The sequence below is a fragment of the Streptomyces hesseae genome (assembly GCF_031845785.1).
Classification (GTDB): domain Bacteria; phylum Actinomycetota; class Actinomycetes; order Streptomycetales; family Streptomycetaceae; genus Streptomyces; species Streptomyces hesseae.
In genome coordinates, this window is the sequence record NZ_JAVRFI010000048.1 from 1 (window position 1) to 6,459 (window position 6,459).

The window sequence follows — 6,459 nt, forward strand, 5'->3', positions numbered from 1 at the left end:
GGGGGGGGAGGGGGGCGGGGGGGGGTGGACGGGCCCTTACGGGGCTGACCTCTTCGCGGTGCCTGCCACTTCGGTGAAGGGTGCCCCGTCCTTGGCTCCAGCGGCGAAGAGCTCTTTACGCCCCTACCAGGGCCCATCCACCCCACCCCGCCCCCTCACGTTCCGGGCAATCGGGCTGGGGGCACCTCCCAGCGGTAGCTGGGGGAGGGTGGGCGAAATCCCGCGCCGCCAGGCGCGGGCACCCCCACCGGCGGTCAGACGGAAAGCTACGGGCGCCCTGCCGCGGCGGCAATGAGCTCGTCGTACACGCTGAGCACATGCGCCACCGTGTCGTCCTCCGACGGCCACCCCGCCGCCCGTGCCCTCCCCGCCGCGACGAGGTTCGCGCACCGCAGTGGGTCCGCCAGCAGGCGGGAGACCGCCTCCGCGAGGGCGGTCGCGTCACCGTAGGGGACGAGTTCCGCCGCGTCCCCGACGAAATCGGGGACGCCCCCCACCGACGTGGCGACCAAGGGCACACCGCTCAGCAGCGCCTCCTGCGCCAGCAGGGGGCTGCCCTCCCAGCGGCTGGGCAGGATCGCCACGTCCGCCGCCGCCAGCAGCTCGGGGACGTCGTCCCGCCGCCCCACCAGCAGCACCGGGAGTGCCTCCTCCGTGATGCGCCGCTGCAGAGCGGAACGTTCGCCGCCCTCGCCCGCCATGATGAGCAGGGGTTCCGGGTCGAGGTCCCGCCAGAGCCTCGCCGCGTCCAGGAGGGGGCCGTGGCCCTCGTCCGGCTCCAGGCGGCCGACGGTGACGAGCAGGGGGCGGGCCACCGCGCCCAGTTCGGCGCGGGCCTTGAAGCGCAGGTAGTCGTCGTCCTCCGTCGCCGGTGGCACACTGCGCGGCGCCGGCAGCGCCACCGGCGCCAGCCGGGCGTCGCGCGCGCCGCGCCGGCGGGCCCGGTCGACGAGGTCGGGGGTGGCGCCGAGCAGTACGGCCGCCGCCCGCGCCGCCTGACGCTCCATCAGCCGGAGCAGGAACCCCTCCGCGCGGGCCCGCGCGTGCCAGGTGACCACCAGCGGCACGGTCCGCCCGCGCAGGGCCAGCGCCGCGAGCGTCCCGGAGCGCAGCCCGTGCGCGTGGACCACGTCGGCGCCCTCGCTCGCGGCGCGGATGCCCGCCACCGCCTGGGCGCTCGCCTCCGGGTTGAGCGGGGAGAAAGCCGCACCGGAGCCGGTGAACCCGTAGCGTTCCCCCGTCGCCGGCGGCCCGCACACCGTCACGCGCAGGCCTCGTGCCACCAGCCCGCCCGCCAGCGACCGTACGTGCGCCCCGCTCCCCGCGCTCCCGCCGCCCAGGACCTGTACGGCGTGCAGCAGCGGCCGCCCGTGCGAGGGAACGGGTGTACTGCTCACGCGGGGGAAGCTCCTGAGTCGACGTCGGGCGGGGCGTACGGCGAGGTGCTCAGGCCAGGATGCCAGCACCCGCCTGTGTCCCGGCACCACTGGCACGAGGTCGGCCCGTCCTACCTCGCCCGTAGAGCCCCGGATTCACCCGCTTTGGGGATTCCGTGCGTCGGCGGCGATGGTCGCGGCCACCAGTACGGCGGCGTGGAAGGCCAGCCCCGCACGGCCGTTGGCACCCACGACCGCCAGGCCCAGACCCGCGCCGAGCGCGTGCGCGCCGGTGTCGCCCAGCATCGTGCGGCCGGCCGCGTCGTCGGCCAGCAGGGCCGCCGCCGCGCCCACGGGGGCGGCGGCCAGGGCCGCGCCGGTGCCGCCGCGCAGCAGCCCGCCCGCGCCGAGCGCCAGCACCGCGCCCGCGGCCCGGGCGGGGCGGACGTCCAGCAGGTTGACCGCGTGGGCGGATCCGGCGATCACCACTCCGGCCAGCAGCCGGTCGAGGGGCCGTTCCTTGAGTACGGCCCCGGCGGCGAGGCCCGCCGCGCCGATGCCGAGGAGTTTGACCGCGCCGCTGGTGACCTCACCCCGGCGCAGCGCCGACAGATGGGCCCGGAAGCCGCGCCGGTCGTCCCCCGCGACGTCGTCGTACGCCCCGCAGGCCCCGGCCGTCAGCACGGTCAGCGCGCCGGCCCACCGGTGCCGGGCGGGCAGGGCGCGGGCGGAGACGATGGCCGTCGCCGTGCCGAGCGCGGTCGCCGGTCCGGCGCAGAGGGTGACGGTGCGGCCGGCGTGGTTCGTCCGGTTCCACAGGGCGTCCCCGCCGGGGCGGGTGCGGCGCAGCGTCCCGTACGTCCCGCGGGCCACCGCGGCGGCCGTGGTCAGTGTCCTCTTCATGCGAGGAGGCCGTGGAGGGACTTCTTGAACCGGTCGACGAAGGCGTCGCGGGTCGCGTCGTCGAGGAGGTCCAGGGAGAGGTAGGGGTTGAGGTCCTCCAGCTCGACCAGGAGGAGGCCGCCTTCCGGCGTGCGGCAGGCGTCCACGCGCTGGATACCGTGCTCGATGTCGTTCCAGGCGATGAAGCGCCGGGCGAAGTCCAGGTCCTCGGCCGTGGGCTCGTAGCGCTCCAGGGCCCACCGGCGGTCGGGGTGGGGTGCGTAGAGGGCGTACTGGAAGTCGTGGTCGACGAAGTAGAACGACACCTCGTAGCGGAAGTCGATGCGCGGCTGGGCGAGGACGTCGCCGGTCAGGTCGGCGGGCTCGACGCGGGGGACGAAGCGCAGCCCTATGGAGTCCGCGCCCGCCTTGGGCTTGAGCACGTACCCGGCGGCCTCGGGGAGGCGGTGGAGGTCCTCGGCGCGGTCGACGGTGGGGATGACCGGGTATCCGGCGGCGGTCAGGTCGAGCAGGTACCGCTTGCCGAGCATGTCGGCCTTGCCGGTCAGCTGGTTGTGGACGGGCTTGCCGGTCTCCAGGGCGCGGGCGCGGAAGGCGTCGTACTGCTCCTGGTGGGTCAGCACGGGTCCGCTGTTGCGGACGACGACCGCGTCGAAGGCGTCCATCAGGGCGACCGCTTCCCCGGGGTGGCACAGCGCGATGTCGAAGTCCGCGCGGAGCCGGGAGGTGAGGTGAATGTCCTCGTCGCAGTACCGCCGTCCCTTGGCCTCGTAGGCGAGGTCGGTGACATAGAGGACGCGGGGCCGGGCAGTCATGGTGCTCCTGAAGATCGTTCTGGCCCGCCCCAACCTACCCGGCCCCCGTGCTCAGCTTCCCGCTCGGGCCGCCTGGAGCAGCTCCTCCGCGTGTGCCCGGGCCAGCTGGGAGTCCTCCTGGCCGGCCAGCATCCGGGAGAGCTCGCGGATGCGGTCCTCGCCCTCCATGGCCTTCACCCCGCTGCGGGTGACGGTGCCGTCGTGGGTCTTCTCCACGACGAGGTGGCGGTCGGCGAACGCGGCCACCTGCGGCAGGTGGGTGACGACCACGACCTGGGCGGTGCGCGCCAGCTTGGCCAGCCGCCGGCCGACCTCGACGGCGGCCTTGCCGCCGACTCCGGCGTCGACCTCGTCGAAGAGGTACGTCGGCACGGGGTCGGAACCCGCGAAGACGACCTCGACGGCGAGCATCACCCGGGAGAGCTCGCCGCCCGAGGCGCCCTTGGCGATGGGGCGCGGCTGGGCGCCGGGGTGGGGGGCGAGGAGGAGTTCGACGTCGTCGGCGCCGTGCGGGCCGAAGGTGACGGCGCGGCCGCCGACCTCGACGCCGGAGTCGGGGTCGGCGGTCTCGTTCTGCCGGATGGCGAAGGTCACCCTGGCGTGCGGCATGGCGAGCGAGGCGAGCTCGGCGGTGACCGCGTCGGCGAATCGCTTCGCCGCCTCGGTACGGGCGTCGGTCAGCTCCTGGGCGAGCCCGCCGAGTTCGGTGCGCAGCGCGTCGCGCTCGGCGGTGAGCTCGCCGATGCGGTCGTCGTCGCCGTCGAGCTCGGCGAGGCGGGCGGCGCTCGTCTCGGCCCAGGCCAGGACTCCCACGATGTCCGCGCCGTACTTGCGGGTGAGGTGGGCGAGGGAGGCGCGGCGCTCCTCCACGGCGGCGAGGCGACGGGGGTCGGCGTCCAGGCCGGAGGCGTACGAGGCGAGCTCGCCCGCCACATCGGCGAGGAGGATGCCGACCTCGCCGAGCCGGTCGGCGAGCGCCGCGAGGGCCGGGTCGTGGGAGCGCACGGCGGCGAGGGCCCGGTGGGCGCCCGCGACGAGGGTGCCGGCGTCGACGCCCTCGGGGTCCTCGGGGTCGCCCGCGAGCGCGGCGTGCGAGGCGGTGGCGGCGGAGGCGAGGGACTCGGCGTGGCGGAGCCGCTCGGCCTCGGCGGAGAGCTCGGCGTCCTCGCCGGGCAGGGGCTCGGTCGCGGCGACCTCGTCGAGGCCGAAGCGCAGCAGGTCGGCCTCCTGGGCACGCTCCCGCGCGCGCTCGGTGAGCTCGCCCAGCTCGGCGGCGACGGCCCGCAGCCGCCGGTAGGCGTCCGCGTACTTGGCCAGCGGCGCGGCGACCGCGTCACCGGCGTACCGGTCGAGGGCCTGCCGCTGCCGGGCGGGCCTCAGCAGCCCCTGCTGGTCGGTCTGCCCGTGCACGGCCACCAAGTCGTCGGCCAGCTCGCCCAGCAGCCCCACGGGCACGCTCCGCCCGCCCAGATGGGCACGCGACCGTCCCTCGGCGGAGAGGGTACGGCTGATGAGCAGCGTCCCGTCGTCCAGCTCGGCGCCTGCCTCCCCGGCCCGTACGGCCACGGGCGAGCGACCGTCGAGGGCGAGCCGCCCCTCGACCACGGCCGCCTTGGCACCCATCCGCACCAGCGCGGGGTCGGCGCGCCCGCCGAGCAGCAGCCCGAGACTGGTGACGACCATGGTCTTGCCGGCACCGGTCTCGCCGGTCACCGCCGTGAAACCGGGCGACAGCTCGACCACAGCGTCGTCAATGACGCCCAAGGACCGGATCCGCATTTCCTCCAACACGGATACGACCATACGAGGTTCCGGGGCCCCCTCGCGACGGGCTCCCCCACCAACCTCCCTGGGGCTGTCCCCACCACCGGTCCGGGTGATGGCCCCATCGCGGCGAGGACCCTTGGGAGGGCAGGCTGAAAGCATGATCACGCGCGTTCGCGGCCGTCATGCCGCAGCCTTCATCCTTTCCACCGCCGCCGCCCTCACCACCGTCACCGTCTCCGGAACGCCCGCCTCCGCCGCGGGGGCCCTCGACGGCGTGTGGCGGATGGACGGCTACGGCACGGTCCTCTCCGTCGAGGACGGGGGCCGGCGGATGCGCGAGTACGAGACGACGGGAATCGGCTGTCTGCCGGGCGACGTCACCGAGCTGACCCCCACCACGGCCACGCTGGAGCCGACGGGCCCGGGCCGGGCCCGGCTCGGCTGGGCGGGCTCCGTCGGCCACCGCACCCTGCGGCGCGTAGCCGCCCTGCCCGCCACCTGCCGAGACCCGAAGCCGGCGAAGGACGCCAGGGCCGTCTTCGACACCTTCTGGCAGACATACGCGGAGAACTACCCCTTTTTCAAGATGAAGGGCGTCGACTGGCAGGCGGTCCGCGACCGCTACCGCCCCCACATAACGAACCGGACCACGGACGACGAGCTGTTCACGATCCTCACCAAGATGGTCGAGCCGCTGCACGACGGGCACACGTACGTGACGCGTGGCGACTGCCGCGCGAAGCCGGACAACTGCTTCGGCGGCCACCGCGCGGATACGCCGTTCCCCTCCGAGGAACTGATCAAGAAGATCGACGCGTCGATCGCCGCCCAGGTCGGCGCCGACCGGCTCCAGGAGTGGGGACAGGGCCACGGCAAGGGCAAGATCGCCTTCGCCGAGCTCCCGGACGGGACGGGCTATCTGCGCCTGACCGGCTTCGTCAACTACACCGACGACCACACCTTCGAGGCGGACAGCGCCGAACTCGACCGCGCGCTGGACGCCGTCTTCACCCCCCAGCGGGTACGGTCCCTGCGCGGCCTGGTCCTCGACCTCCGCTTCAACGGCGGCGGCTCGGACCGGCTGGGCCTCCACGTGGCCGAACGCCTCACGAACCGCCCCTACACGGCCTACCTCAAGCAGGCGCGCAACGATCCCGGGAACCCGGGGAAGTTCACGCCCGCCGAGCCGGTACGGGTGCTTCCGCACCGCGGCGGCCCGGTCTACACCGGACCGGTCGCGCTCCTCACCGGGCGGCTGACGATCAGTGCGGGCGAGACGACGACGCAGGCGCTGATGGGACGCGCGCCGGGAGTGGTCCGGATCGGGCAGAACACCAACGGGTCGTTCTCCGACGTTCTCGAGCGGCGGCTGCCCAACGAATGGCGGTTCGGGCTGCCGAACGAGGTGTTCCGCGACGCGGGGACGGGGCGGTCGTACGACGGGGACGGGATCGCGCCGGACGTTCGCACGCCGGTCTTCACGGACGCGGAGTTCGCGGCGGGGCGGGATTCGGCACTCACGGAAGCGCGACGGCGCCTGACGTCCGGCTGACCGCCGGTGGGGGTGCCCGCGCCTTCGGCGCGGGATATCGCCCACC

At 74.8% G+C, this 6,459-nt stretch carries 5 protein-coding genes; 1 reads left to right on the plus strand and 4 read right to left on the minus strand.

Annotated features, from left to right (window positions below):
* Positions 1 to 266 precede the first annotated feature (266 nt).
* The 4 genes from RM609_RS34060 to recN form a co-directional block, all read right to left on the minus strand.
* Positions 267 to 1,397 (minus strand): glycosyltransferase family 4 protein, encoded by a 1,131-nt coding sequence (locus RM609_RS34060; protein WP_311616543.1) that lies wholly within the window; start codon positions 1,395 to 1,397, stop codon positions 267 to 269.
* 135 nt (positions 1,398 to 1,532) lie between these two features.
* Positions 1,533 to 2,279 (minus strand): hypothetical protein, encoded by a 747-nt coding sequence (locus tag RM609_RS34065; RefSeq protein WP_311616544.1) that lies wholly within the window; start codon positions 2,277 to 2,279, stop codon positions 1,533 to 1,535.
* Positions 2,276 to 3,094: an ATP-grasp domain-containing protein gene (locus RM609_RS34070; protein WP_311616545.1), complete on the minus strand. Its 819-nt coding sequence runs from the start codon at positions 3,092 to 3,094 to the stop codon at positions 2,276 to 2,278. The genes RM609_RS34065 and RM609_RS34070 overlap by 4 nt, the downstream gene beginning before the upstream one ends.
* Before the next feature lie 51 nt (positions 3,095 to 3,145).
* Positions 3,146 to 4,897 (minus strand): DNA repair protein RecN, encoded by a 1,752-nt coding sequence (gene recN / locus RM609_RS34075; protein WP_311616546.1) that lies wholly within the window; start codon positions 4,895 to 4,897, stop codon positions 3,146 to 3,148.
* A gap of 121 nt (positions 4,898 to 5,018) precedes the next feature.
* Between recN and RM609_RS34080 the strand changes: the two genes are divergently transcribed.
* On the plus strand, positions 5,019 to 6,413 hold the full coding sequence (locus tag RM609_RS34080; RefSeq protein WP_311616547.1) for a S41 family peptidase: 1,395 nt from the start codon (positions 5,019 to 5,021) through the stop codon (positions 6,411 to 6,413).
* Positions 6,414 to 6,459: the final 46 nt, after the last annotated feature.

What these genes read in the sequence shown, in the direction of transcription:
- RM609_RS34065 (WP_311616544.1), bottom strand. Translation starts at nt 2,279, where the DNA reads ATGAAGAGGACACTGACCACGGCCGCCGCGGTGGCCCGCGGGACGTAC.
- RM609_RS34070 (WP_311616545.1), bottom strand. Translation starts at nt 3,094, where the DNA reads ATGACTGCCCGGCCCCGCGTCCTCTATGTCACCGACCTCGCCTACGAG.
- recN (WP_311616546.1), bottom strand. Translation starts at nt 4,897, where the DNA reads ATGGTCGTATCCGTGTTGGAGGAAATGCGGATCCGGTCCTTGGGCGTC.
- RM609_RS34080 (WP_311616547.1), top strand. Translation starts at nt 5,019, where the DNA reads ATGATCACGCGCGTTCGCGGCCGTCATGCCGCAGCCTTCATCCTTTCC.